The organism is Arenicella sp. 4NH20-0111, assembly GCF_040366405.1.
GTDB lineage: Bacteria > Pseudomonadota > Gammaproteobacteria > Arenicellales > Arenicellaceae > Arenicella.
Genome location: NZ_BAABWF010000001.1, coordinates 694,525 through 716,812, shown reverse-complemented (window position 1 = coordinate 716,812; position 22,288 = coordinate 694,525). Strand labels below are relative to the sequence as shown.

General features: G+C 46.4%; 23 protein-coding genes. 7 read left to right on the top strand and 16 right to left on the bottom strand.

Going from position 1 to position 22,288, the window contains the following annotated elements; genetic code table 11:
- Nucleotides 1–512 precede the first annotated feature (512 nt).
- Nucleotides 513–968 (top strand): YaiI/YqxD family protein, encoded by a 456-nt coding sequence (locus tag ABWW54_RS03045; protein WP_353409982.1) that lies wholly within the window; start codon nt 513–515, stop codon nt 966–968.
- 15 nt (nt 969–983) lie between these two features.
- Here ABWW54_RS03045 and ABWW54_RS03040 read toward each other — a convergent pair whose 3' ends face one another.
- Nucleotides 984–1,628 (bottom strand): hypothetical protein, encoded by a 645-nt coding sequence (locus tag ABWW54_RS03040; protein ID WP_353409980.1) that lies wholly within the window; start codon nt 1,626–1,628, stop codon nt 984–986.
- Between the two features lie 146 nt (nt 1,629–1,774).
- Between ABWW54_RS03040 and ABWW54_RS03035 the strand changes: the two genes are divergently transcribed.
- Both ABWW54_RS03035 and ABWW54_RS03030 read left to right on the top strand, forming a co-directional pair.
- A complete protein-coding gene (locus ABWW54_RS03035; protein WP_353409978.1) occupies nt 1,775–2,686 on the top strand; it encodes a bile acid:sodium symporter family protein in 912 nt (303 codons plus the stop codon).
- Between the two features lie 176 nt (nt 2,687–2,862).
- On the top strand, nt 2,863–3,855 hold the full coding sequence (locus tag ABWW54_RS03030; RefSeq protein ID WP_353409976.1) for a YeiH family protein: 993 nt from the start codon (nt 2,863–2,865) through the stop codon (nt 3,853–3,855).
- 25 nt (nt 3,856–3,880) lie between these two features.
- Here ABWW54_RS03030 and ABWW54_RS03025 read toward each other — a convergent pair whose 3' ends face one another.
- Together ABWW54_RS03025 and ABWW54_RS03020 are read right to left on the bottom strand one after the other, a co-directional pair.
- Nucleotides 3,881–4,546 carry an SDR family oxidoreductase gene (locus ABWW54_RS03025; protein ID WP_353409974.1) on the bottom strand — a complete coding sequence of 222 codons (666 nt, stop codon included), beginning with the start codon at nt 4,544–4,546 and terminating at the stop codon, nt 3,881–3,883.
- 33 nt (nt 4,547–4,579) lie between these two features.
- On the bottom strand, nt 4,580–5,770 hold the full coding sequence (locus ABWW54_RS03020) for a multidrug effflux MFS transporter (protein ID WP_353409972.1): 1,191 nt from the start codon (nt 5,768–5,770) through the stop codon (nt 4,580–4,582).
- A gap of 226 nt (nt 5,771–5,996) precedes the next feature.
- On the opposite strand from ABWW54_RS03020, the gene ABWW54_RS03015 reads away from it, so the two are divergent.
- Nucleotides 5,997–6,479, top strand: a complete 483-nt coding sequence (locus ABWW54_RS03015; RefSeq protein WP_353409970.1) for a DUF4920 domain-containing protein — start codon at nt 5,997–5,999, stop codon at nt 6,477–6,479.
- On the opposite strand, the gene ABWW54_RS03010 is transcribed toward ABWW54_RS03015, so the two are convergent.
- Nucleotides 6,476–7,396, bottom strand: coding sequence for a M14 family metallopeptidase (locus ABWW54_RS03010; RefSeq protein ID WP_353409968.1), 921 nt, complete (start codon nt 7,394–7,396; stop codon nt 6,476–6,478). The genes ABWW54_RS03015 and ABWW54_RS03010 overlap by 4 nt on opposite strands.
- A 242-nt stretch (nt 7,397–7,638) precedes the next feature.
- Here ABWW54_RS03010 and ABWW54_RS03005 point away from each other — a divergent pair, with 242 nt between their 5' ends.
- A complete protein-coding gene (locus ABWW54_RS03005) occupies nt 7,639–8,613 on the top strand; it encodes an alpha/beta hydrolase (protein ID WP_353409966.1) in 975 nt (324 codons plus the stop codon).
- Between the two features lie 46 nt (nt 8,614–8,659).
- On the opposite strand, the gene ABWW54_RS03000 is transcribed toward ABWW54_RS03005, so the two are convergent.
- The 5 genes from ABWW54_RS03000 to ABWW54_RS02980 form a co-directional block, all read right to left on the bottom strand.
- Nucleotides 8,660–9,082, bottom strand: coding sequence for an MAPEG family protein (locus tag ABWW54_RS03000; protein ID WP_353409964.1), 423 nt, complete (start codon nt 9,080–9,082; stop codon nt 8,660–8,662).
- Nucleotides 9,083–9,155: 73 nt separating this feature from the next.
- On the bottom strand, nt 9,156–9,527 hold the full coding sequence (locus tag ABWW54_RS02995) for a DUF1304 domain-containing protein (RefSeq protein WP_353409962.1): 372 nt from the start codon (nt 9,525–9,527) through the stop codon (nt 9,156–9,158).
- A gap of 139 nt (nt 9,528–9,666) precedes the next feature.
- Nucleotides 9,667–10,803: an epoxide hydrolase family protein gene (locus tag ABWW54_RS02990; protein WP_353409960.1), complete on the bottom strand. Its 1,137-nt coding sequence runs from the start codon at nt 10,801–10,803 to the stop codon at nt 9,667–9,669.
- A gap of 71 nt (nt 10,804–10,874) precedes the next feature.
- Nucleotides 10,875–11,555 carry a crotonase/enoyl-CoA hydratase family protein gene (locus ABWW54_RS02985; protein WP_353409958.1) on the bottom strand — a complete coding sequence of 227 codons (681 nt, stop codon included), beginning with the start codon at nt 11,553–11,555 and terminating at the stop codon, nt 10,875–10,877.
- A gap of 19 nt (nt 11,556–11,574) precedes the next feature.
- Nucleotides 11,575–12,552, bottom strand: a complete 978-nt coding sequence (locus ABWW54_RS02980) for an NAD(P)H-dependent flavin oxidoreductase (protein WP_353409956.1) — start codon at nt 12,550–12,552, stop codon at nt 11,575–11,577.
- Nucleotides 12,553–12,863: 311 nt separating this feature from the next.
- On the opposite strand from ABWW54_RS02980, the gene ABWW54_RS02975 reads away from it, so the two are divergent.
- Entirely contained in the window at nt 12,864–14,849 is a 1,986-nt protein-coding gene (locus ABWW54_RS02975) for a toll/interleukin-1 receptor domain-containing protein (protein ID WP_353409954.1), read from the top strand.
- 30 nt (nt 14,850–14,879) lie between these two features.
- On the opposite strand, the gene ABWW54_RS02970 is transcribed toward ABWW54_RS02975, so the two are convergent.
- A complete protein-coding gene (locus ABWW54_RS02970; protein WP_353409952.1) occupies nt 14,880–16,220 on the bottom strand; it encodes an NAD(P)/FAD-dependent oxidoreductase in 1,341 nt (446 codons plus the stop codon).
- 200 nt (nt 16,221–16,420) lie between these two features.
- Here ABWW54_RS02970 and ABWW54_RS02965 point away from each other — a divergent pair, with 200 nt between their 5' ends.
- Nucleotides 16,421–16,768, top strand: coding sequence for a DUF4870 family protein (locus ABWW54_RS02965; RefSeq protein WP_353409950.1), 348 nt, complete (start codon nt 16,421–16,423; stop codon nt 16,766–16,768).
- Between the two features lie 104 nt (nt 16,769–16,872).
- Here the strand turns inward: ABWW54_RS02965 and ABWW54_RS02960 are convergent, their stop codons facing one another.
- The 6 genes from ABWW54_RS02960 to ABWW54_RS02935 all read right to left on the bottom strand — a co-directional run bounded on the left by ABWW54_RS02960 (nt 16,873) and on the right by ABWW54_RS02935 (nt 22,286).
- Nucleotides 16,873–17,802: an acyl-CoA desaturase gene (locus tag ABWW54_RS02960; protein ID WP_353409948.1), complete on the bottom strand. Its 930-nt coding sequence runs from the start codon at nt 17,800–17,802 to the stop codon at nt 16,873–16,875.
- On the bottom strand, nt 17,792–18,709 hold the full coding sequence (locus ABWW54_RS02955; protein ID WP_353409946.1) for an NAD-dependent epimerase/dehydratase family protein: 918 nt from the start codon (nt 18,707–18,709) through the stop codon (nt 17,792–17,794). The genes ABWW54_RS02960 and ABWW54_RS02955 overlap by 11 nt, the downstream gene beginning before the upstream one ends.
- Before the next feature lie 274 nt (nt 18,710–18,983).
- On the bottom strand, nt 18,984–19,571 hold the full coding sequence (locus ABWW54_RS02950; RefSeq protein WP_353409944.1) for an outer membrane beta-barrel protein: 588 nt from the start codon (nt 19,569–19,571) through the stop codon (nt 18,984–18,986).
- A gap of 266 nt (nt 19,572–19,837) precedes the next feature.
- Nucleotides 19,838–20,419, bottom strand: coding sequence for a thymidine kinase (locus ABWW54_RS02945; RefSeq protein ID WP_353409942.1), 582 nt, complete (start codon nt 20,417–20,419; stop codon nt 19,838–19,840).
- Nucleotides 20,420–21,400, bottom strand: coding sequence for a nucleoside hydrolase (locus tag ABWW54_RS02940; protein WP_353409940.1), 981 nt, complete (start codon nt 21,398–21,400; stop codon nt 20,420–20,422).
- Entirely contained in the window at nt 21,393–22,286 is an 894-nt protein-coding gene (locus tag ABWW54_RS02935; RefSeq protein ID WP_353409938.1) for a ribokinase, read from the bottom strand. Before ABWW54_RS02935 ends, ABWW54_RS02940 begins: the two co-directional genes overlap by 8 nt.
- Nucleotides 22,287–22,288 lie beyond the last annotated feature (2 nt).

Here is a 22,288-nt window from a genome sequence, read left to right as displayed (position 1 = left end):
ATTGTTTTTGCCAGTAACACTGTGGTGTGCTTGACCGACGAAAGCCAGTTTAGAGATTCGGCAGCAAATAACTTGATGAGCAAGTAATTTAAATTTAATAACTATCTAATTTTGAAAATGACGGTTAGGACAAACACGTAATGAGAAAGTAATGAAAATTTAACTTATTTAAAACAATGAGTTATCATAATATTGACTGGACCTTATTGCGCTTAAACAGGTTTTTAATGGTGTTCGTTCGATGCGGTTTGAACAATATTTGAAGATTCAAATAGCCAATGTCTTTTCAAAATTACGCGCTTTTTGATGTCCTTGGGTCGGAAGATGCTGCTAGCTCGAACGCAACCTTTTGCTATTATCTTGCTCAAGTTTGATACCATTAGTCGATCGATTTTCATCCACAGACGTAAGCCCGACCGCCGTTACCATTAATCTGACTTGGACTATTCAAGTACCAAGCAAAACGGGGCTGTCAGGCAAACCTCAATGACGCATTAGGAATATTGAATATTATGAAAATTTGGGTGGACGCCGACGCATGCCCTGTTGTCATTAAAGACATACTTTTTCGCGCAGCGGAACGAACCAAAACCAAACTAACCTTGGTTGCCAATCAGGCCATATCTCACCCCGAATCGGAGTACATTAACTCGATTCAAGTTGGGCGCGGGTTTGACCTTGCCGACAACGAAATTGTCAGGTTGATGAATCAAGGTGATTTGATCATCACGTCGGATATTCCGCTGGCCGCTGAGGCATTAGAAAAGGGAGGCGATGCGTTAACGCCCAGAGGCGAGCGATTTAGCCTAAATAGTATTCAAGCAAAGTTAACCATGCGAGACTTTATGGACACGCTGAGAGGCAGCGGCGAACATTCGGGTGGTCCGGCACCTTTAAATTCGACCGACAGGCGCACTTTTGCTAATGAATTGGATCGCTGGTTGGCTAAAAATCGAAAGATAAATTGATGCGAATCGCTATTGTCAGTCGCCGCTGGAGCTTGAACAGTGTATTCGTGACACTTCCAGCCAATTGTCTCCGTCCTGAGACCACTCTTTCTTCCACTCAAATTTGCCTGTTGTCATGTCAAAGAAGGTGATCCTATTGAGATTACCTCGCGCATCTCGGCCATCTTGTAACATGACTATTTTATCTTGTGTAGAGAGCGCCGTATACGTACCAGGCTTAGCCGAGCCTGGCGTTAACCACGTTAAAACCCAATTTTCTTCTTTAGGGTTATAGACGCGTAAATTAATACCCCGAACTCTAAGACTCTCATCCGCTATGGCTTCACTTTTTGGTGGAGAGGTGTAGTTATCTTGCAATCCCCACCCATCAAAGGCCCATCGGAAATCCCAGTCAGAGCTTGGCCCTGCTATCCATCGGGTACCGTCTCGACTTAGACTTTCTGAGTCACACCTCCATTGCCCAACTATTTGCCCCCAATGCATCAATTGGGCGGGAGCACCATTTGCTATGCTCCCCGGTGTAAAACCACCGTATTCAGCTTTCATCGCGAGAGGATTGTGGTCTGCCGTTTGGCTCTCTTTAGAATTAGCATGACTTGTAAACGTGGCCACAGCTAATGTAAATATTAGAAATCCAGTACACACCTTTCTGATAATCATCGTGGTTTCACCCTTTTTGAACTATGAGTATTTTGTACGGCCGCTATAAATCATACAATCATTGACGCATTTGGTCTGCGACTTATTGCGGGCCAGTGCGACCAATAATCAACAGCTTACCAAAAACTGATACACAGCGAGTTTGTATGACCAAACGTTTGACTCTTCTATTTCCAATACTAGCCGTGTTCATATCCTTATTAGCCTGGAAACACCCTGCTTGGTTCAATGGGTTTGCTGACCTTATTATTCCCTTGCTCATGCTAATCATGTTTGCGATGGGCTTAACTCTGACTTTAGAAGACTTTAAGCGAGTGCTGGATCATAAGTCAGCGGTTGTGATTGGATTAGTCTTACAGTTTACGATTATGCCTCTGAGCGCCTACGTTCTATCAATGGCATTCACACTGCCAACGGAACTACTGGTAGGAATGGTGCTCGTTGGCAGCGCGTCCGGCGGAACGGCTTCAAATGTCATTTGTTTTCTGGCGAAGGCAAACGTTGCTTTATCAATCACCATGACGTTAATGTCCACACTGGTAGCGGTGATCCTGCTACCGGTGCTGAGTTGGTTATACCTTGATGCCGTTGTATCCATTCCCCTAGTCGGCCTGTTTTACTCTGTGTTAAAGATTGTATTGTTACCACTGACCTTAGGGCTACTCTTAAATTTCTTATTCTCTGCATCGATCAATCGCATCTCATTCATGTTGCCGCCAATCACCACAGGCGCAATCATCCTTGTCATCGCCATTATCGTATCGTTAAATCAGCCCAAGCTGGCTTCGATCAGTTTGCTACTCTCTATTTCAGTTGTACTACACAACGTTATTGGCCTAACTTCAGGCTACTTTTTAGCCAAAGCCTTGGGGCAGAGCGAAACCAATAGCCGAACGATAGCGATTGAAGTTGGCATGCAAAATTCTGGGTTAGCGGTCGCCTTAGCATTGAAATACTTTTCACCTTTAGCCGCCTTGCCAGGTGCTCTTTTCAGTATCTGGCATAACATTACTGGATCAGTCTTAGCCGCATATTGGCGTGAGCGCCAAACCAACTAGCCATCGAGATGCCGTTTGCATCCATTTTTCCTTACTAAATTGCGATCTTTTTCGTTAAGCGCGTAGATGGAAAGAACCGCTCCTTATAACTACACATTATAAACTTATAACCTTATACTATTAAAACTGGTTTCTGAGGCTCAAAATGAGCTCGAATTCGTAATTAAGGTATATTGATGAATATTAAGTCTCGCATCGACAATCTGTCTCCGGGCGTTGGCGTGGTTGCTATTACCGGTTTGGCGGCTTTGTTCTTGAGCGAACATTACAACACCCCCGTAATGTTACTGGCCTTGTTACTTGGGATAGCCGTTTCCTTCCTCTATGAAGAAACTCGTTGCCGCGAAGGCATTGATTTTGCCTCTGGCCACCTATTACGAATCGGCGTGGCGTTGATTGGTCTTCGTATCGCGGTTTCTGACTTGGTGGATCTCGGTTGGCAAACAGGCTTACTCATAGCCGCTGCGGTAGCATCAACTATTATCTTTGGCATTCTCCTATGTCGTGCATTGGGCATGCCGCGTCACTTTGGCGCGCTTACTGGCGGCGCCGTTGGCATTTGTGGCGCGTCGGCGGCCTTGGCTATTTCATCTGTATTGCCAGACAGTGATCATAAGGAACGCGACACCTTGCTAACCGTCATTGGAGTGACTTTGTTGTCCACCATCGCCATGGTGCTCTATCCAATCATTGCCTCAACTCTAGACCTAAATACCGCTGAAACCAGTTTGTTTCTTGGTGGCACCATTCATGATGTTGCTCAAGTGGTTGGCGCAGGGTATTCGGTCTCCTCCGAAACTGGCGATTTGGCAACGCTGACCAAACTGGTTCGTGTTAGCTTTCTAGTCCCGGTTGTCATGATATTTGTCTTGGTGCTTTGCCGAAAGAAAAATGGCACGGTCCGACCCGGAGCAACCATGCTCCCGTGGTTTCTCGTTGTGTTCATTGCACTGATGATTTTGAACAGCGTAATCACGATTCCCAGCACCATAACTGAGTCAGCAAGTTCATTCTCTCGATTCGCCTTAATCATGGCCATCGCAGGCATTGGAATGAAGAGTAACTTAAGACAATTACTGGAAGTGGGTATCAAGCCAATTTTAGTATTGGTAATTGAAACCGCTTGGATTGCTTGCTTATTTCTTGGCTATATCTGCTTCATGAACTGATCGAAGCAGATAAACAGTAAAGCCACTACCAAGGCAGCAGCTCCCCATTTGAATGCCAAAAGGTGCCGCTGTTCTGTAAATTGAGCGCCTCAATACGGTCGGCTATCCTTTGTGCAGCCTGATCAGGTGTGATATCACCCACACCACCAATCATCTCGGTTCCAACCAGACCCGGATGAATAATGCCAACGGCAACGCCTTTCGAGCGCAAATCGTGGGCCAAAGAAACAGAGGCTATATTCAATGCAGACTTTGACATCCGATAGCCATATCTCCCGCCACTGGTATTGTCTTCAACCGAGCCCATACGGCTGGTAATCATGACCAATTTTGCTGACGCGGAAAAATGCTCCATCAAGACTTCTGACACTCTTAAGGGACCAAGCGCATTCACTTCAAATTGAGATAACACCGATTTGTAATCAATGGCGCCTAGGGGCTCGTTCCTCAATATGCCTGCATTATTAATCACCAAATCAACATCACGTTGGCCTAGCGCCTTAGTGATCTGGGAAAGCGTCGAAGCATCAGCCACATCCACACCCGATATCGTGACAATGCCTGGCTTTGATAACTCAGCGCTAGGCTTACGACAACAGGCAAAGACACTCCAGCCCAAATCGGCGTAGTGCTTGGCTAAACTCAGACCTATGCCGCGGTTGGCGCCGGTAATAACAACATTTTTTTTCATTGAATTAATCCACCGAAGTTAATATTTACCACTCTAAACATGAGCCACCTGCACATCTTGGCGATTCGCATAGCGCACCAACATAAGCGCAATGGTGGCTAAAATAAGTGGCCCAGCCGTCACGGGCATCACCGTACCATTGTACAATTGACCAATCGTTGTCCCGAGCGTAATCGACATAAACGAGGACGTCGAACCGATCACCGCCGACGCAATGCCCGCCAAATGCCCCATCGGTTCCATTGCCATTGCATTCAAGTTCCCAAAGATCATTCCAAAACTGCCAAATAAGGTGGCGGCGTACAGCAGGAACATCCAAAGAGTGACATCGACAAAAACCTGTATGCCGAGAAATAGGGCTGACGAAACGATAATCATCATTAAGGCTCTCGAGGCAATATAGTGCATTCCTAGTGCCTCAACAAATCGAGAGTTCACCATGGAAGAAATGCCGAGTAGAAGGGCTAGCAACCCAAAGTACACTGAAAAAAGTTTTCCCGCGCCCAGTTGCACTTGGATGATCTGTTGGCACGAATTGATGTAACCAATCAAACACCCAAAAACCATGCCCATCGCAATCATAATACTGGTGGTTCTTCGATTGCTTAGCACCTCTTTAAAACCGGCGGCTAAACGAGAAGCTTTAAACGGAATGCGTTTCTCCTTGGGCAGCGACTCCTCTAAACGAACGTACACCCAGGCTAAAATTGCGAAGGCATACGCGATGTACATGATAAAGATAACGCGCCAATCAGCGATCAATAATATGCCTTGGCCAACAGCCGGCGCTAACGCTGGCACCATGATAAAGATCATCATGACTAACGACATTATCTTAGCCATTTCACGCCCTTTATAGCTGTCGCGCACTAGGGATATTGCGGCAATATTGGGGCCCGCCACGCCCAGCCCTTGCACCCATCGCCCAAATAAAAGCATTTCGATGCTATTGGCGAAATAGCACACAATGGTGCCGACAAAATAGATTCCCAATGCGACGTACAAAACAGGTTTGCGACCAAATGCATCAGATAATGGACCACACACGAGCTGCCCCATCGCCAACCCCAAAAACAGCAAGCTAACCACCAATTGTATTTGATTAGGATCTGCTACGCTCAGTTCGCTGCTAATCATGCCGAATGCAGGCAAGAGCGCATCAATAGAGAGCGCTACGATTGACATGAGGATTGCTACGAACGCGGTGAATTCTTTTACTGACATAAGGGATTTTTGGTGGATGTACGACGGAGGCCTTTGCTGCGTTAATAAAAATCTAGCTCAAGCTGGCTATGACCAGAACCAGACCAAGTGAAGGCCCAAGCATTATAACGAGCTTACTCACATTTAGGTTACTTTTACTCTGACACGCTGATTAAACCAGTCAGGTTTTAGCGCACCTGAACATGATAAACTCATCCATTCACTAAATGTAGGCTAGGCGTTCCTCATGCAGATACAGAATATATTGTTGTTAACATTGCTAATCACTTTCAACGGTCTAACTCAAGCGGATACTATCCGATTGTCAGACCCAGTAGCCAGCGACGAAACCAGCGAAACGTTTGGAGCCCTACAAGAAGATTCCATTAAATCTGTCTCGTTAAAAGAACTCTTAGCGTCACCGTCGAGTTATCTTAATGACCCTTTTGCGATTACCACCCAAGTTGCAAAAGTATGCAAAAAGAAAGGGTGTTTTTTGATTGCTCAGGAAGACTCTCACGTGATCAGAGTGGCGTTTAAAGACTATGGTTTTTTTGTCCCTACTGACATTGATAATAAAACCGTTACCATTGTCGGCAACCTAATTGCGACAGAACGAACCAAAAAACAAGCTAAGCACTTCAGTGGCGACATTGGAGAAAACGACGCTCTTAAACCTGGCCTCGTTTATGAAATCGTGGCTACTTCGGTTCGAGTTCCGCGCAGTTAAGAATGTTCAAGCGCAAAATCCAAGCCACTGGTGATTGCTGCAACTTGCGCCAGAATACAATTCTCATCGTCAACGAGAGGGCTATCGGGGTAAACCTCAGTGGTGGTATTAAATAGCGCTTCGGTAAACCCGGTACATAAACCCAACTCCTTCGTTGCGTAATTAATCACTCCGAGCTGGGATGTTAGCTCTCCTATAATTCGCCCCCCGCTGTCGCTTGGAGCAATGTGCGTGATCTGAGACACTGATTGAATAATCTTTTCTTGGAACGCATCGCAAGGGTTTAAGGTATCTCCTACCAAGTAAAAACCATCGGGTATTTCCCAAAACTCATGAAAAACATTATCTCGTGCAGATAAGGCCGGCCTAAATTCTGAGTTATCTGTGTCTGTTGTCTCATGCAAATCTATGTGCACCATTAACTCTACTTGCAACGAGGCTACAAATGACATTAGCGCGCCGGACTCTTCGGCAGGGCTGTTCTCGATAAATGATCGGTTTGGGTCAGTGGCTGAAGGGTTCCAGCGGTTAACCGTTTCGTACGCCCACGGGCTCACACAGGGCACAACGACTATATTGAAGTCATCACCATAGCGAACGGCCTCTGTCTGCAAAAATCTCACGGCTCCATGAACACCACTCGTCTCATAACCATGTACGCCGCCGGTTACTAACACCGTCGGTTTTACTGAGGAAAAATGTTTGCTTTTGACTGCGCATAAAGGATAACGAAGTGAATCGTAACTTAAAGCCGAATATTGCACGACCTCAAAAATAGTCGCCGTAGACTCCAATTCGCTCAAAACGTCATCTTTGTATGAACGTTTAATTGTTTGCTCGGACAACCATAACTGCCTCTCCTCGGGCCCCCATTTCTGTCCTCGTTTTCCAATGTGATAGGGCTGCTCGCTATTCATACTCAACACTTTTAGCCAAGATTAAAATTAGAATCATAGTTGATTGTAAGCGTAATGATAACCACCGCTAAGAATTTTTAATTGATGATCAATAAGATGCAGAAAGAGGCATTTTTTGAGTCCCTATAAACCAAAGAATTGTGCTATTGCCTAATACAGGCGCGGTTTTACAACAATGAGTTACATAAATAATGCGTCAATTATCATACAATAAGAACAACTCAATTCATCAGGTAATACTCATGCAAACTAATTTAGTCAAAGCGGTGTCGTTGCTTTTAGCTTTGATCTGCTCATCCACACAAGTTAGCGTTGCAAGTGACGTCGTGAACCTTACCTTAGCCAACGTTGATGGCCACCTCAAACACGCCGAAAGCCAGTTTCCGGACATTGTTAACGGCACCGAGAAACACATTCGGTGGCATCACCAAAACAAACGAAAAGAAAGCTATTCGATCGTTTATATACATGGCTTTTCAGCATCGGGAAAGGAAGTCAGCCCAATGATTGAATTGCTTGCAGATAAGCTGCAAGCAAACTTGTACTACAGCCGACTGCAAGGCCACGGTCGTTCTTCAGTTGATGCCATGGGTGAAGCGGATCTAAAAAACTGGAAACAAGAAGCCTTAGACGCACTGAATATAGGCAAACTGATTGGAGACAAGACCATACTCATTGGCACATCCACGGGGGGCACGTTAATCACGTGGTTAAATGCTCAAAAACAGGCGGCCGGAGTTCATGCAACGATCATGATATCGCCAAACTTCGCGGTTAAAAATCGCTTAGCAGGGCTCATGCAGTGGTCTTGGCTACGTTGGATAATAAAGAAGACTCAGGGCGAGTACCGCTCATTTCAACCGCTCAATGACTATCATGCAACCTATTGGACCACTCGCTATCCAGTGGATGCATTATTACCAATGCTTGATTTGGTGGAAGAGGTGGCAGAGCTAGACAAATCCGTCATTACCACTCCACAACTGGCGATCTATTCACCAAATGATCAAATCGTGGACGTGGAAAAGACCGCTGAAGCCATGCAAGCGATGACCAATGCTCACCGAGTCACAAAGCACTACACCGACACGACCGATCCAGTTCAGCACCTATTAGCTGGAATGGTATCGACAGAGAAACAGAATAGCGGGTTTGCTGATCTAATCATCGAGTTTGTAACAGACCTGACAATGAAGGCGTCAGAGTCAACACAGTAAAAGCCAGCCCGTAATTTACAACCACTTGTATCAATATGACAGGAGTTTAAAAAAGCGTCACTGCCAAGTACACAGTCATTGAGGTCAATACCAACCAAGAGGCCACAAAAAGATAGAAACGTATCAGCACGATATCAAACAAAGCTTGTGTTAAGGAGTGAGCCGCTCTGATTGCGACGTAACCCCACGCCAAGGACACTAGAAGCAAATCTACATGTCCTGACAAAGCACTGCAAAAGCAGACGGCGTAAAACACGACTGGTTGCTCAAATAAGTGATTGTAATTGTTCGACACTCGATTTACATCGTGGGGTAAATAGTCGCGCAGCTTTCGAGTATCTTGCCCTTTTTGCGGGTGAATTTTTAGCCTCATCATGGCGGGTATTCTGGTAAAAAACATCCAAAATGCCATTATTGATGTCAACACGGCCATCGCCATCACGGGCTTTAAAATCTCTACTGTATCCATCACTGTCACTCGCTTATATTAAAAACTAACTGCGCAAAATCTTGCGATTAAACGGCGTATGATTACGCTAACACTATCGCTTTAGATACCCATCACGTGATAAATAAACCGCAACAAAGGCTAAAATGGCTGGCACAGACTGCGTAAAAAAGATGGTTGGTTTTGCAGTAAACGCTCCAAAAATACCCGCCACGACGACACAACCCAAAAAGAAGTAAATCACGTCGATCTTTTTAGAAAACAAACCCCAAATGAGGCCGGCTGATAAAAAACCATTGTACAAACCTTGGTTCATCGCTAAGACCATCGAGTCCTTTGATTGCTGAACGGTCATGCTGAATATTTTTCTACCGATTTCATGATCCCAATAGAACATTTCCAACACTAAAAACCCCAAATGTAGAAGCGCAACCAGCAGTACTAATACGATACCAACTATTTTCATAAGCCACCTGTGTGATGATTCAATTCTACCAGCCCTGTCAGACGTGCATCAGAGTTTGTAGAACGATAAAATTAGAAACCAATGTAAACCATATTCTTGTATTAGAGAAGGGCACCAGTGACATGAGCAAGAGGTACCTCTACAGTGAGAAGGTTCTCAAGCCTGACCGCACCTCGTCAACAAAGATCTCTGGTTGCTCCATAGCAGCGAAGTGACCACCACGCTCCCGTTGATTCCAATAGTGAATGTTTTTAAACCGTTGCTCGGCCCAGCGGCGAGATGGTTGTATAAGCTCGTGAGGAAAGATACTACACGCGGTAGGAACATGAACTGGCGCAATACTGGGTTTAACAAAACTGTGCCAATACAGACGTGCGGAAGAGGCCGCGCTGTTTGTAAACCAATACCACGAAACATTGTCCAACAACTTATCGCGACCATAAATCGACACAAAGTCTGCGCTGGACCATTCACCGAATTTTTCGACAATCCAAGCCATTTGCCCCACTGGAGAGTCTGCCAAACCATACCCAAGGGTCTGCGGCCTGGTCCCTTGTATTGCCGCGTAACCAACACCGGATTGTTGATAGCGCGCAAACAGGGCCAAACTTCGCCGCTCCTCTTCACTCAAACTCTCCATAATGCCTGTTTCTGGTGGCCCAACAACGACAAGATTAAGATGAATTCCAGCACAATGTCCTAAATTCTGCTCTCCGATTAAGGCGGTCACCATTCCGCCCCAATCTCCACCTTGAGCTAGGTATCTTGAATAGCCTAGCTCAACCATCAACGTATCCCACGCAGATGCGATGCGTTCTACATGCCACCCCGCCACATCAGGTTTTTCAGAATACCCATAGCCGGGCAACGAAGGAATAACCAAATGAAACGCATCTTCAGCACTACCTCCATGCGCAACGGGGTTTGTTAACGGCCCGATGACGTCTAAAAACTCAATAACTGAACCTGGCCAACCATGGGTCATTAACAACGGTTTAGCTTTAGGTTCAGGAGACCTTACATGCAAAAAATGAATATCGAGGCCGTCAATATTAAGCAAAAACTGCGGATGAGCATTGACCTTCGATTCACACCGCCGCCAGTCGTACTCATCTCGCCAATACTCAGTTAACTCAGAGATCAGCTGCAAAGGAATCCCTTGACTCCAATCGTCGACTGTTTCTTTTTCCGGCAGACGCGCTTTTGCTAATCGCTCTTTAAGATCGATAATCTCATGATCTGTCACCGTTACCGAAAAATCCTTACGTTCTGCCATTAAATCCACCCGCTAACATCACTGAAAAGTAAAAAGCCCGTTGCGCATTAAATGCGCAACGGGTTTAAGAATTAGCCGTGCTTCACGCCTAGTTTTTCTAACTCGGACTTCATTTCTGCCAGCGGTTTTGCTCTAAGCATTACTTTATTATCACCGTACTGACGGGTCGGCAACTGCATGAGTTGAGTGGCGCCCATTTGCGCGGTTGCATCCAATTTATCGGCTTCCACAACCATATCCAAAAATCCGGCGTGTACGGCTTTATCCGGCGAACACATCTGCGACTGCAAGGCCGCTGATGTGTAAAATTGACGGTTCAGTTGAGCCCTCAGAATAGTCACCAACAGAGGCGTAAATGGCATTCCACCTGCCGTTTCGGGAAGGCCGATTTTATAGTCTTGTTTTGCGCCAATTCTGTTATCACAACACAGAAGAATAAACGCTCCCATTCCAATCGCATGCCCATTACATGCGGCCAACAAAGGCAAGGGGTGTGAGTAAAGATGGTAAAGTAAGTTAAAGCCTGCCGTCACCATTTCGACCTGTGCCTGACCACTGCTCTTAACAACAGATAAGTCAAAGCCTGCACTAAACTTATCGCCAGCACCTCTCACAATCGTTGCCTTTGCATTATCTTTTGCCTCGGTCAACGCATCTATAAATTCATTCGCCACTTGCTTGCTGATGACGTTTGCTTTGCCATCATTAAGTTCTATGTTCGCAATGTCATTTTCAATATTCAGTGAAACCACAATATTCTCCTATTTACCACTAAGCCTGTAACATGCCGCTCAGGCGATCATTAATTATTTCTTGTGCCTCTTGCATGATGCGACTCACCAAGTCATCACAACTTGGAACGTCGTTAATCAGCCCAGCAACCATTCCGCAAGACCAGGCACCAATTTCCATTTCACCTTCTTGCATAATACGAGGGTAAACGCCGGCCACTTCCTCAAGTATATCCTCAAACTGCAGATCGTCTCCTTTCTCTTTTTCAGTCGCGAGAATGCGTTCTACGGCCTCATTGTTTAGCACTCTCTCGGTATTCCTCAAGGGGCGCATTACCAGTCGGGTATCAAGTTCAGTGGCTTGCAAAATAGCCTGCTTAACGTTGTCATGAACTGGCGCTTCCTTGGTTGCAATGAAACGCGTGCCCATATTCATACCTTGAGCACCCATGGCAATGGACGCCACTAATGAACGCCCGTCAGCCATCCCACCGGATGAGACAAAGGGGATTTCTAGCTCATCTGCCGCTCTAGGTAATAAAATCATATTCGGGATATCATCTTCACCTGGATGACCACCACATTCGAACCCATCGACGGACACCGCATCACAACCAATACTTTGAGCCTTCAGAGCATGCCGTACTGACGTGCATTTATGAATAACCTTTACTCCGGCCTCCTTCAAATAGGGCATCACTTCCACTGGATTGCGTCCGGCGGTTTCCACCACGGTGACACCGCCTTCAATAATAGCCTTAACATAGCCAGGATAATCTGGTGCGTTCACCGTGGGCAAAAAGGTAAGGTTGACCGCAAACGGCTTATCCGTCATGTCTTTGCATCGCGCTATTTCATTGGCTAGGTCTTTAGGCGTGCGCTGAGTTAAACCTGTAATAGTGCCTAATCCACCGGCATTAGATACCGCTGCCGCCAACTCAGCTAGACCAACGTAATGCATGCCTCCTTGAATGATAGGGTGCTCGATGTCGAATAATTCTGTAATTGCTGTTTTCATGGGTACTTCTCAAAGTCATTGAAGATTTCTGGCGCTACCAGAATCAAAATATAATGGTGTTATATTTGTCATTGTAGACTAATTTGATTGCCACTGGATTGACATAAAACATGCAATTATTGACTCTTTGTACAATAAAGCCAAAGCCCACACCTGCGACACAGTGAGAATTAAGGCGGAATACCCCCCACATGAGGTATTGCCAAGCAAGCCTGTGTCGTGGCAACCTCTTGGATAGAAAAGAAAGACTAATCGAGCTAATTTCAACGGCAAAGACCGCCATTGAAATCTGAAACTTCTATAGGTGGTCAATGGCATACGACGTATTTATTTCGCACTCGTCTAAGGATAAGACAATCGCTGACGCGGTCACTGCATCGCTTGAGCAAGCAAAAATTCGATGCTGGATTGCGCCCAGAGATATTAGACCTGGTGATTCCTGGGGTGGTGCGATTGTAGAAGCAATAGAATCTTGCCGCGTTATGGTCGTGGTTTTTTCAGCTCAATCCAATTCCTCCAAGCAAGTCATGCGAGAGGTTGAACGCGCGGTTCAGCACGACATTGTGGTTGTTCCGTACCGCATCGAAGACGTACAACCAACTCGTGATATGGAATACTTTCTAAGCTCCACACATTGGCTAGACGCTGTTTCACCAGAACTGGATGCTCACCTTCAGGAACTTAAGGCGACCGTCAGTTCCATACTGGGGAACCCGAAGTCGGCTGAGATCAAAAGTTCTCCCACCCTTAAGTCTAACGCCGGACAGCAGCCAAACGTTAAGCCGTCCGCAAAACCAACAGGAAGTCCTTCACCGTCGAAGCTGCCCATTCTACTAACCGGTCTTGCCCTTGTGTTTGTATTGGGTTTTATATCTTTCAGCGTTCTTACTCCTAATAATGATGGTGGTGACGACCCAACACAAAGCGTCGTCTCAGATCGGCCAGAAAAGCTCTCGGCGCGATCCGAAGGAGACATCAAACTTTTGGCCCCGGATTCAGTTCAAGCTGGCGCAACGGTTTCTGTCTCATGGAAAGGCGATGTCGCGGCAAAAGACTATATCGTCATCACCCCCAGTGATGCGGCTGATCACCTTAAACCTAGCCGTAAATCAATCGGGACCCTTTCCTCAATTGAGCATAAAGTGAGCAGCCACCCAGGAAAATATCAAATCCGTTTTTTTGATGCTGCGAAAAACACCATCATTGCGCGCAAACCACTGACCATCACCACCCCAAGCATCAGCTTAGAAGCTCCGGCCAAAGGAAAGGCTGGCTCGTCTATTTCCGTCGCATGGGTAGGACCAAATAAGCGCGGGGACTATTTAGCCATCTCAACGCCCGAATCGCCAAGTAAAACGTATGTTAATTACGCCTACATTGCCAAAGGAAGCCCAACTAATATCCGCTTACCCGACACCGAAGGCAAGTATGAGCTGAGGTATGTGTCTGGCGACGGAAAGAGCATTTGGTTTACAACCCCCATTGAAGTTGATGCAGTTGACGTATCCATCACCAAACTCGAGCCCCAAGTCGCCGGCGCTGAGGTTCTTGTTTCATGGTCTGGACCAGCAAACAAAGGCGACTACCTTACCGTGGCAGAAGACACACAAAGCCCCAAAGAGTATTTTAGTTATCGGTACGTAAAAGCTGGGGAAGCAACAAAATTGAGGCTCCCAGCTAAAGCGGGGATCTATCAAATACGGTATATCTCTGGACAAAACAAAACGATTTGGGCCAACGCGCCAGTCGAAATTCAAATGCCAACCATCTCAATAACTGCTCCTAAAGCCACTATTGCAGGAACGCTGTTGAAACTAAAGTGGGAAGGCCCCGCTAATCGTGGCGACTACATTTCCATCGCCGAATCGGAGACCCAAGGCAAAAGTTATTTAACGTATCGATACCTTAAGGCTAATACGCAGGCAGAATTAAAGGCACCGCAAGCTCCTGGCGAATACGTGATTAGATACGTCAGCGGCGCAGATAATAGTGTCTGGTATGAATCACCTATCAGCGTTACGGGTAGGTCCGAATCGCTGTCGGCCCCTGACACAGCGATCGTTGCAAAGCCGCTCAAGGTCAGTTGGGAGAACAAGGGACAGCAAGGAGAATACGTCGGCATCTACCCAAAAGACGCTGCCGATGATGGTGCGTATCAAGCTTTCGCTTACACCAACAATAAGGTAACAACAAATCTAAAGGCCCCAAAAGAAGCCGGCGACTATGAAATACGCTATATGTCTGGCAACAAGAAAATAGTATGGGCTAGGAAGCTTGTGACCGTGACCGCGCAATAGATCAAACCACCGACTCGGATTAACCCAGCGTTAGTCGTCGCTTGATCTTTTGAACCCTAAATGAGCAATGTCAGGGGGAAAGAACATGGCCCAATTCCACTCCAAAAAAAGCCTGACTTTGCGCGCCACAGTGGGAACCTTAAGAAGATAGACGCCGCGCCACATCATGAAACCAATGATGCCGCTGAACTGCATTCCGAAAATTTGCGCAACGGCCTTATTGTGACCAATCGACGCCAACATACCCAAGGGTTTATAACTGAACTCGATGGTAGGTTTATGATTAATATTAGCGACGATGTTCTTTGCCAAGACTTTCGCTTGTTGGTTGGCAAACTGGGCGGTTGGTGGACATGGCCCTGCCGACTGACGGTTTGGAACCAACGCGCAATCTCCCATCGCCCAAAGTCCAGAAAAAGCATCAATAGACATATCTGGCCTCGTGACTAACTTACCGCGCTCGCTTGGCAATAAAGTCGTTTTAATAAAGGCATTAGGCGTCGTGCCGATAGTACAAATTATTGTTGCTCCGTGAATGACTTTTCCACTCTTTAATATGACCTGCTCTTTTTCGAGTCTCTCGGCTCGCTCGTTAAGCATTACCTTGATATTTCGTTTAGTGAAATTGTCCAGAGTCTTAGCTGACAATTTTGCTGGCAGTTCGGGAAGAATTCTATCGGTCCCATGGATCAGCGTCACGGTACAGTCCTCAATATCCACATTTTTATAGTAACGCTGAGCTGACCTTAGAAAGTCCTCCAGCTCACCCGCTGTCTCTACACCGCTAAATCCTCCCCCTAAAATCACAAAAGAAGTCAATTCTCTGCGTCTAGCATCGTCAGGATGAATCGTTGCTTGCTCCAACCTTTCGATCACTTGATTTCGAATGTGCAACGCATCGCCCACCGTTTTCAATGGTAACGTATGTTCGCGTAAACCGGGCAACATATCCATGTTGGCTTGCACCCCTGAAGCATGCACTAACTGATCGAACTTTAATGAGCCTTGTTGATCATTATGATAATGGATCACCCCGGCTTGATAATCGATGCTGTCTACCGTCACCATTCTGATTCGAGTCCGTTTTAGCATTAAACGGACGGGCGCCTGTACGTGTCCAGGCAGAATTGATGCACCAATCACTTCCGGTAGCAAAGGGTTATAGGTGATGAAATTTGTTTTGCTAAGTAGATAAATCTCCCATTCCTTGGGCATCGTTTTTTCCAAACGCTTGGCTAAGGCAACGCCTGCAAAGCCACCGCCAATGATCACTAAATTTTTAGCCGCATTGGGTATTTTGCCGGCCTGACCCTCACGCTCGATAACACCTTGCGTTGCACAATTTACTGCTCCTTGACCCTGACTCATCATACCGCCTTCGGCTGTTGCATTTATCGTTATAGTCTATAGACCCAGCCACACCGCAATCGCTTACTATACCTGAGATAATCGCCTGAACTACTCTACGCTTATCAAGGAAACGCTGAATAGTTCATCTTGAATTCATCACGTTTGCCCTCATATTCTTTTAAAGCACAAAGTGATGTGCGAGCCACTTTCAAGGAGAACACATGAACACCACGCTCAATGAAAACGTTACCCACAGCGGCGACAGCAAGACTCACGCTTCAATATCGTACATCCTAATGGCGATTGGACTATTCACCGCCATCCCATTGTTCATTGGTGCCGTTTGGGCCATGTTCACTCGCAGTAGTTCGCGCGGCACGATTTACTACAGTCATTACACTAACGCCATCAGAACGTTTTGGTGGTCTGTATTTTGGACCGTCGTCGGTTGCCTGCTAATTTGGGCTGTCATTGGTATTGCTATTCTTGGTGTCACTTGGCTTTGGGTTCTTTACAGAACCATTTTTGGATTAGCCAAGATCATGAACGACGAGCCCTACGAACTGTAAGTGCTATCTCGTTAGCCAAAACTCAACATTGATTTTCTCTACAGATAAGACACTAAGTTTGATGTGTATATTCAAAGGAGAAAACCGCGGTTACAAAAAGCGACTCAATCCGAAATAGGGTTCGGTGTATACCATTCTAGTTCCGGCCTTAACGTTACTAGGTCTGGTACACATAAGTCGCTGACTAAGCCTGCTTTTTCCAACAGCTTTAGCACTTCCCAGCCTGGATCCCATTGACCCTTAAACAGACCTAGTTTCGCTGAATAGGGGAAAGCGTGATGGTTATTGTGCCAGCATTCCCCCATGGTTAATAAGGATGTCCAGGGAATATCATGACCTTGTACGGCAACATTTTTCACATGCCAATGACGATGCCCTTTATTGTGAGCCAAATAGCCAATTAACCAATGACCAACAACGCCCACCGATACTCTGGAGCAAATACCCCAACACACCCACCCCCAACCACCCAGCACGTAAAACAGAGCAGCCCATGGGAGTTGCTGCAGCATCCAGGTGCGCTCGATCCAACGTACCCAAGGATCGTTAAGAATGTCATTCTCAATACTGATCAGCGGTGGGTTACTAAGCTTAATATTGCAAAGGAGCTGCCAATACAGGTCTTTCATCCAACCGCCATCATGGCAAAGAAAGGGATGGCAGCAAGCTTGTCGTTGCGCCCAGTCTCGTAAATCGTGAGTGGTCAGCATCCCAATTGGGCCCGCCAGTCCAACCAAGGTTCCCAGGTGCAGAAACATCAGCTCCATCCACCTTGGACAACGATAACTTCGGTGAATAAATCGACGATGCATCCCCAGAGAGTGCCCAAAACACAGTGTGATCAACGTAGTGATCACAAACAGAACGACCGCTCCCACGGAGACCGTGAGCGCGCTGCCTAGCGTGCCTATCAGCAACATTGGCACAAGCCACAAAAATGCAGAAAAGCTAAACATAACCTCTCCGTGCTCAGCATCCCCATTGGCCAGATCTTCAAATTCAATTCTGGGATTGATGTAATTGCTATGCAACATAAGCACCTCCCCAGCCTAACTTTCCGTTAACGCTTTCCACGCCAAGCTCTCTCGGTTTAGTCCCAATCAGATCCGTAAGGCGGTTAATATTTGGTACATTATCAAACTTAAGGAGCTCATAATGACCGAAAGACAATGGCGTTAAATGCAAGCAATCACAGACGTGTGCGAACAATCTGGCGATCCATGCCGGGATTCTAAACGTCGCCACGGGCGGCTTTCCTCGAAGTAACGCTAAATATTCGAACGTGGTTAATCGATCACGCCCACCTAGCTCAACGATCCGATCGCCGCCTAAAATGTCTTTGTTTTCGCTTAATACGGCGATCGCCATTGCGAGATCCAAGACGTGAATAGGCGCCAACACGCCGCGCGCATTACTGGGCAGAAAGTGGAAAGGCCATTTTGCAACTCGTCGAAACCACTTGGCTCCGTAGCCACCCTGTCCATCTATTAAAGAAGGGCGAACAATAATAAAGTCTCCCCCTGCCTTCTTAATCGCGGTTTCACCCAACCTCTTACTGGTCAAGAACCTACTTTGAAAAGTATTGTGTAGGCCAAGCACCGAGACGTGAATAAACCGAATATGATGTTTCGCACAGGCGTTTGCTAACTGTTCGACAAAACGGTGGTGAATAAGGTCATACGTTTCTCCCCATCGCTCTCTAAGAATCCCCACCGCATTAATCACCACGTCAAAGCGTGACAATTGCTTAACTATGGCAGCCTGATTTGCTTGAAGGTGGAACGGCACTTTCAACGTCTCCCCATCTTGCCCAGCGTAGCGGCTTCCTACCACCACTCGATGCCCTCGATTGCGCAAGGTATCAACGACATGTCGGCCAATAAAGCCTCGACCTCCCAATACCAAAATCACCTTATTACTTTGCTTTACGTCACGTTTCATACACTGCCTCCATCGAAGTTGGGGTCAGCATATGACGTAATCGTCAGCAATGACTTCTCACGTTATACTTCAGAGATAAAAAATAATTATTTCGTTTTAAATCAACAATTTATAAATTTTCTTATTTATAAAAGTGTAACTTTCCAGTTAAAAAGGCGATCTAATAGAAAAGTCAGATGCAACTGATTACATCTGACTTTAGCGGCTACTGCCGTTGTGTGAAGATTACAGCACGTTATCTCTAATCCTTGATAACGGTTGAATGCAAAGAGCGTTAAAAGTGGTATCGAATTCCCGCACTGGTAATGTCAACCACATCCAAATCATCATAGCGGATTTGAAGACTCAAATGATCGGTGAAACGATAATCCAATGACGCCCCAACAAAGGCCGTGGTTTCATCTTCTAATTCTAGGTTAAATCCCAGGGAGGTGACTTCCACATTAGCGTTAACGCCACCAACTCGACCGGAAACTGAGAATGCTTCGCTTAAAGGTGCTGATAAAACGAGCCCAGCATACGCCAGATCTAATGTGGCCGTCGCGGGCACACTTAAACCCGCCACCGAAAAGTCGGCTTCGTATTCGCCAAGATCTAAGTAACCCGCTTCGACGCCTATGAAGCTGTTGAAGTTATAACCCGCGTTTACTCCAAGAACGGTGTCTGAGTCTTCGGTAACACGGCAACTTACTGGAAATCCACCAATCAATCGATTGTCGTCTATCAGTTCATCGCACGCTTCATTAAGTTCTGAAAAATTAGATTGTCCACCGGTAACGCCTATGAAAAAATCGCCAGCCAAAACAGACGAACTGTTGGCAAGTAACGCACCCAGAGTTAATGTTTTAAGTATGGTATTCATCGCTTTCTCTTAATAATTATGGTTAGGTAGCAAGGCTAATTAGTGGGTCTGAATCCCTCAATTTTATTATTGCTGGCCAGTTCAAAGATCGATACGCAGGCGCATCGAAAGGATTCCACTCAACGCCTTATCGAGAGTATAAGACAAAATGTTATTTTGATAGAAATCATTACATCCATGACACCCTCGATAAAAATCCACCTGAAATAGGCATGGCACAGTCGTTGTGCTCTTAATTCAAGTGCAGCCACCAGCGTAAGCCTACTTTATGGTTCCGAATAAACCTGTTTGAAATGTCGGCGACACAATGAGACATAGCGATCATTTCCGCCTATTTCGATTTGTGTACCTTCTTGAATAGCCTGTCCCTGCTCATCCACCCTCACCACCATATTGGCTTTCGAGCCACAATGACAGATTGTTTTCAATTCATGCAGCTCATCAGCCCACGCCAATAACCATTGGCTTCCAGGAAACAGCTCTCCTTGAAAATCCGTCCTAATGCCATAGCAAAGGACAGGTATCTTCAACTGATCACAGACTTCGGTGAGCTGCCAAACTTGATCTTTTGTTAAGAACTGCGATTCATCCACCAAAACACAATCAATCGCTTTTTCGGCATGTCGAGTAATGACGTGTTGAAACAAATTTATGTCGCCATCGAACAAATCCGCTTCCTGCTCTAGACCAATTCTCGAGGCGACTTTTCCAACCTCAAACCGATCATCAAACGCCGCGGTCAATAACAACGTATGCATCCCGCGCTCTCGGTAGTTAAAACTCGACTGCAGCAGCGTCGTGGACTTACCCGCATTCATGGTCGAATAATAAAAGTAGAGTTTCGCCATTTAGTTAGAACAGGAGTTGTTAGCTGTATTAGTGAGGGTATCTAAGAACAAACTGAGCACCGCTTGGTCATCTACCTTCATCGCGAAGCTAACCTTAGGGCGGTCTTCCCAAAAGCGCAACAAGTAGGGTTCGCTCCCTCTATCCACTATCAGCTGCCCTTGAGCCATTCCATCCGTCACTACCCGTGCAACGCCACTGTTGGTAACAAAGAGTTCGGGGTTAACTGCGAAAACTACCGCACTGGCATCATGCATGGCGCACGCACGCTCAGAACTCAATGGCTCTGATAGCGCGCTATAAAAATCAACGTAAAACCGGCTGCTTCGCCACAGAAAATCACCCACCGAACCGCCGTGTTGTTTTATCCTCTCAAACATCGAATCTGTTAACGCGGTTTTCATTGTCACGTCCAAACCAATGATCGTAAGCGGCCAATCTTGCCCGCACACCAAGTCCGCGGCATGAGGATCATTCACAAAATTGGCTTCAGCAACGGGGCTCACATTTCCCGGTGCGGTGACCGTTCCGCCCATCACTACAAGCTTTTTCACTCTCCGCGGTAGATCTGGATCTAATTGAAGTGCCGTGGCAATATTAGTCAACGGCCCAATTGCAACCAAGGTCAACTCACCCTCATGCTCCTTGGCACTGCGAACAATATACTCAGCGGCAGATTCCGAAATAGGGCGGCTGGCGGACGGCTCTATGTCAGCGTTACCTAGGCCATCCTTCCCATGCACGAAATCCGGAGCAGGAAAACGATCTATCGCCAATGGCTGCTCAGCCCCTCTGGCCACAGGTAGGTCAGGGTATCCGAATTGCGCTAACAGCGACAATGCGTTCTGAGTCGTCACTTCGATACTGGCATTACCAAAAACGGTCGTCAAACCCAATAGATCTATACCCGGATGAGCAAGCGCAAACGCGATAGCCTGAGCGTCGTCGATGCCTGGGTCTGTGTCGATAATTAACTTATCCATGTATAAATTCAGTCACTCTCTCAATGTTAGGTATCGCGTTGATTGCGCCACGTTCAGTCACCGCCAACGCCGCGGCGGAACTTGCTATTTCCAGAGCAGACATATCGTCTAATCCAGACACTAAGCTTTGTAAAAAGTATCCAACAAACGTATCGCCCGCTCCGGTTGTATCAATCACGTCAACGGAAGTCGATGGGAATTCTACTACATTACCCCCGTTTACCAATATCGAACCTTTCGCACCCAATGTCATCACCACTCGAGTGGCAGGTAAGCGTGTAACGAAAAACGAAATACTGTCATTGATATTACGGCTACCAGTCAACGCCTGTGCTTCCAGTTCATTGACAATCAATGTATCAAGCTGCTCTAAGTTCAGACTGGCGACGTCTTGGCTCATGGGCGCTGGGTTAAATGCGACTTTTATCTTATTAGTAAGTGCTGCATTGATGGCCAGTTCACTGTTGTTGCACTCGTTTTGAAGCAATAGGTATTCAACATCATCCGTTTCTTCCATGGCTTTTTCCAAGCTCTTAATGTCTACAGATTGATTAGCGCCACCGTGCAACAAAATGGCATTTTCACCGTCACTATCCACCTGAATAATCGCGTGACCGCTGGCGTCGTCAACCTCATCAATAAAGTCGACCAGCACACCGGCGTTTACCAATACATCCCTTGCCCATCGATCCAAGGTGGATAGTTGCCCCACATGAACTACGTGTCCTCCGGATCTGGCAATAGCCACTGACTGGTTTGCGCCTTTCCCGCCCAATCCTTTGGTAAAAGACTCAGCATGCAACGTCTCTCCTGGTCTTACAAAATGCGGCGTTCGGTAAACATAATCGATGTTTATGGAACCGTAATTAATGATCTTCTTAGTCATGG

What these genes read in the sequence shown, in the direction of transcription:
- ABWW54_RS02990 (WP_353409960.1), bottom strand. Translation starts at nt 10,803, where the DNA reads ATGGCAGAACGTAAGGATTTTTCGGTAACGGTGACAGATCATGAGATT.
- ABWW54_RS03040 (WP_353409980.1), bottom strand. Translation starts at nt 1,628, where the DNA reads ATGATTATCAGAAAGGTGTGTACTGGATTTCTAATATTTACATTAGCT.
- ABWW54_RS02980 (WP_353409956.1), bottom strand. Translation starts at nt 12,552, where the DNA reads ATGAAAACAGCAATTACAGAATTATTCGACATCGAGCACCCTATCATT.
- ABWW54_RS03000 (WP_353409964.1), bottom strand. Translation starts at nt 9,082, where the DNA reads ATGGATACAGTAGAGATTTTAAAGCCCGTGATGGCGATGGCCGTGTTG.
- ABWW54_RS02975 (WP_353409954.1), top strand. Translation starts at nt 12,864, where the DNA reads ATGGCATACGACGTATTTATTTCGCACTCGTCTAAGGATAAGACAATC.
- ABWW54_RS03005 (WP_353409966.1), top strand. Translation starts at nt 7,639, where the DNA reads ATGCAAACTAATTTAGTCAAAGCGGTGTCGTTGCTTTTAGCTTTGATC.
- ABWW54_RS03020 (WP_353409972.1), bottom strand. Translation starts at nt 5,770, where the DNA reads ATGTCAGTAAAAGAATTCACCGCGTTCGTAGCAATCCTCATGTCAATC.
- ABWW54_RS02955 (WP_353409946.1), bottom strand. Translation starts at nt 18,709, where the DNA reads ATGAAACGTGACGTAAAGCAAAGTAATAAGGTGATTTTGGTATTGGGA.
- ABWW54_RS02960 (WP_353409948.1), bottom strand. Translation starts at nt 17,802, where the DNA reads ATGTTGCATAGCAATTACATCAATCCCAGAATTGAATTTGAAGATCTG.
- ABWW54_RS02950 (WP_353409944.1), bottom strand. Translation starts at nt 19,571, where the DNA reads ATGAATACCATACTTAAAACATTAACTCTGGGTGCGTTACTTGCCAAC.
- ABWW54_RS02995 (WP_353409962.1), bottom strand. Translation starts at nt 9,527, where the DNA reads ATGAAAATAGTTGGTATCGTATTAGTACTGCTGGTTGCGCTTCTACAT.
- ABWW54_RS02965 (WP_353409950.1), top strand. Translation starts at nt 16,421, where the DNA reads ATGAACACCACGCTCAATGAAAACGTTACCCACAGCGGCGACAGCAAG.
- ABWW54_RS03035 (WP_353409978.1), top strand. Translation starts at nt 1,775, where the DNA reads ATGACCAAACGTTTGACTCTTCTATTTCCAATACTAGCCGTGTTCATA.
- ABWW54_RS02945 (WP_353409942.1), bottom strand. Translation starts at nt 20,419, where the DNA reads ATGGCGAAACTCTACTTTTATTATTCGACCATGAATGCGGGTAAGTCC.
- ABWW54_RS02970 (WP_353409952.1), bottom strand. Translation starts at nt 16,220, where the DNA reads ATGATGAGTCAGGGTCAAGGAGCAGTAAATTGTGCAACGCAAGGTGTT.
- ABWW54_RS03045 (WP_353409982.1), top strand. Translation starts at nt 513, where the DNA reads ATGAAAATTTGGGTGGACGCCGACGCATGCCCTGTTGTCATTAAAGAC.
- ABWW54_RS03025 (WP_353409974.1), bottom strand. Translation starts at nt 4,546, where the DNA reads ATGAAAAAAAATGTTGTTATTACCGGCGCCAACCGCGGCATAGGTCTG.
- ABWW54_RS02935 (WP_353409938.1), bottom strand. Translation starts at nt 22,286, where the DNA reads ATGACTAAGAAGATCATTAATTACGGTTCCATAAACATCGATTATGTT.
- ABWW54_RS02940 (WP_353409940.1), bottom strand. Translation starts at nt 21,400, where the DNA reads ATGGATAAGTTAATTATCGACACAGACCCAGGCATCGACGACGCTCAG.
- ABWW54_RS03015 (WP_353409970.1), top strand. Translation starts at nt 5,997, where the DNA reads ATGCAGATACAGAATATATTGTTGTTAACATTGCTAATCACTTTCAAC.
- ABWW54_RS03030 (WP_353409976.1), top strand. Translation starts at nt 2,863, where the DNA reads ATGAATATTAAGTCTCGCATCGACAATCTGTCTCCGGGCGTTGGCGTG.
- ABWW54_RS03010 (WP_353409968.1), bottom strand. Translation starts at nt 7,396, where the DNA reads ATGAATAGCGAGCAGCCCTATCACATTGGAAAACGAGGACAGAAATGG.